The 2,166-nt window shown below is 60.3% G+C and carries 3 protein-coding genes; 2 read left to right on the top strand and 1 reads right to left on the bottom strand.

All coding sequences use genetic code 11. From position 1 onward, the window contains the following. Positions 1 to 358 (top strand): alpha/beta hydrolase (locus ENZ75_RS29745; protein WP_164888112.1); only part of this gene is annotated, 358 nt, incomplete at its 5' end. A gap of 167 nt (positions 359 to 525) precedes the next feature. Continuing rightward, positions 526 to 1,695, top strand: a complete 1,170-nt coding sequence (locus tag ENZ75_RS29740) for an acyltransferase (RefSeq protein WP_063167822.1) — start codon at positions 526 to 528, stop codon at positions 1,693 to 1,695. A gap of 38 nt (positions 1,696 to 1,733) precedes the next feature. On the opposite strand, the gene ENZ75_RS29735 is transcribed toward ENZ75_RS29740, so the two are convergent. After that, a partial coding sequence (locus ENZ75_RS29735) for an aldolase/citrate lyase family protein (RefSeq protein WP_245481292.1) occupies positions 1,734 to 2,166 on the bottom strand: 433 nt, incomplete at its 5' end.

The following is a 2,166-nucleotide window of genomic DNA, read 5'->3' as shown; positions in this document are numbered from 1 at the left end:
CGTCCTGGTCGCGCACTCACTTGGCGTCGCCACCGCAGTGCAAGCCATTCCGCAATTCCGCAAGCCGGTCGCCGGGGCCTTTTTCGTGGCGCCGCCCGATGTCGCCAATCCAAAGATCAAGCCAAGGCACCTGATGACCTTCGGCCCCTACCCGCGCGAACCGCTGCCTTTTCCTTCGATCGTGATCGCCAGCCGCAACGACCCGTTCTGCGCCTTCGATGTCGCCGAGGACATTGCCGGGGCCTGGGGCTCGCTGTTCATCGACGCCGGCGAGACCGGGCATCTCAGCGAGGATTCAGGATTCGGCCCTTGGCCCGAAGGCTCCATGACCTTCGCCAAGTTCCTGACGGACCTGTAATATATACGGTCAAAGCCTGAACACGAAGCTGCTCGGCAGGCCATCCGGCTTGCGTGAACAATAATTTAATGCAGATCGCGATAATCTCTCCAGCAACGGCGAACTCTGTTCGCCGAACGATTATATTCGCGCGTACTAAATAGCAATTATTCAAAGAAAGCCCATACTTGGCCAAGGATGCTTCACTCGAATTGTTAAGAGGTGTCGCCGCGCTCGTAGTTCTGAATGGGCATTGTTTGGGTGCTTTTGCGCCATTGATGGAAGGCGAGGGAGACTTGGCCGGGCAATCGCTCAAAACAAGCCTGGCTTTCGTCGCGTTCAATGGCGGCTCCGCCGTCTACCTGTTTTTCGTCCTGTCTTCCTACGTGCTCGTGAAGCGTTATTTTCAGACCAGCAAGGCACAAGATCTGCGGTTGGGTGCGATCAAGCGCCTGCCACGCCTGGCCGGCCCGGTACTCGTTACGACGCTGGCATCCTGCATCATCTTCAAGCTCGACCTGTATTTCATCAAGGATGCGGCCGCCGTCACCCAATCCGACTGGCTGAGAAGTTTCGGCAATGCTTCAAAGGTGCTATCGCCGGAGACTGCGAGTTTCGCCGACGCGTTTCTGCAAGGGGCGTGGCGGACGTTCATCTACGGCGACAACTATTATGACAGCAGTCTGTGGACCATGACGGTCGAGTTCTGGGGGAGCATGCTGACCTTCGCCCTCGCCCCGATCGTCTTTTTCCTTCAAGGCCGCTGGACGTTATCGTTCTGGGTCTGCATAGCAGCAGTCGTGTTCCTGGCGCTGCAAGTCAGTTACTTTCTTTGTGCCTTTCCGGCCAGCCTCTTGCTCTATCCGCTTCTCGCCATGGATTTTCGCCCGAATCGGTGGGTGAGAGGCGCCATGGTGATGGTTTCCCTGGCGCTGCTGGGTTATGCGGGGAGTGCCGTGGGCATATATCGCCCGTTCGCCGTGCTTGACGTGGCTTCCGATGTGGGCCTGCGGCAAGCCTGCGTGGCCATCCCGGCAAGCGTCATGTTGGTCTACGCGGTGCTGAGTGTGGATGAGCCTTTATCATGGTTCTCGGGTAAGGTGGCACGTTTTCTGGGCGAGCTGTCCTTCCCACTCTACCTCGTGCATGTACCCGTTATCTGCTCATTGGGGTCATGGGTTTTGTTGACAAGCGGTTCCACCGCACTCGGCGCCGCCGCCGCCATACTGGGTTCGATCCTCGCGGCGTTGCCGCTCATGACCTTCAACAACTGGTGGGTCCAGATGGTCGGCGCCCTGTTCAACAGGTTCAGGCGCGGCGGACCTATCGCCGCGGCGCCTGCGGCGTCGAGCGCCTAACCGCCCGGCGCTGTGACGGCAGTGCGTCCGGTTCGGGTTCAGGATCCGATCGAATCCTTGATGCCCTTGAGCAGGGTCTTTGCGCCCAGTGAAATCAGCGCATGCTCCGAGCCCATGGCCAGCAGGCGATAGCCCATCGACACGACCCGGCCGGCAATTGCCGGCTCGACAACGTAGATCGCCGCATGTTTGCCGGCCTTGCGGGTGCGCTCGGCCACCGACGCCACCGTCTCCATCATGCTTTCCAGCGTCGAATTGACCGTGGCGCCATTGCTCCAGGCGATCGAGAAATCCGACGGGCCCAGGAAGATGCCGTCGATGCCGGGCGTGTCGAGGATGCCATCGAGCGCATCGAGGGCTGCACGCGTCTCGACCATGGCGAAGGCCATGGTGCGCTGGTTGGTGTCGCGCAGCCAGTCGGCCTGGTCGCCTTGGCCGTGGCGGGGAAAAGCGTAGGTCGGGCCCCAGGAG

The sequence above is a fragment of the Mesorhizobium sp. M7A.F.Ca.CA.002.04.1.1 genome, from assembly GCF_004022805.1.
In the GTDB taxonomy this organism is placed as follows: domain Bacteria; phylum Pseudomonadota; class Alphaproteobacteria; order Rhizobiales; family Rhizobiaceae; genus Mesorhizobium; species Mesorhizobium ciceri.
This window is presented reverse-complemented; position numbering and strand designations above follow the sequence as displayed.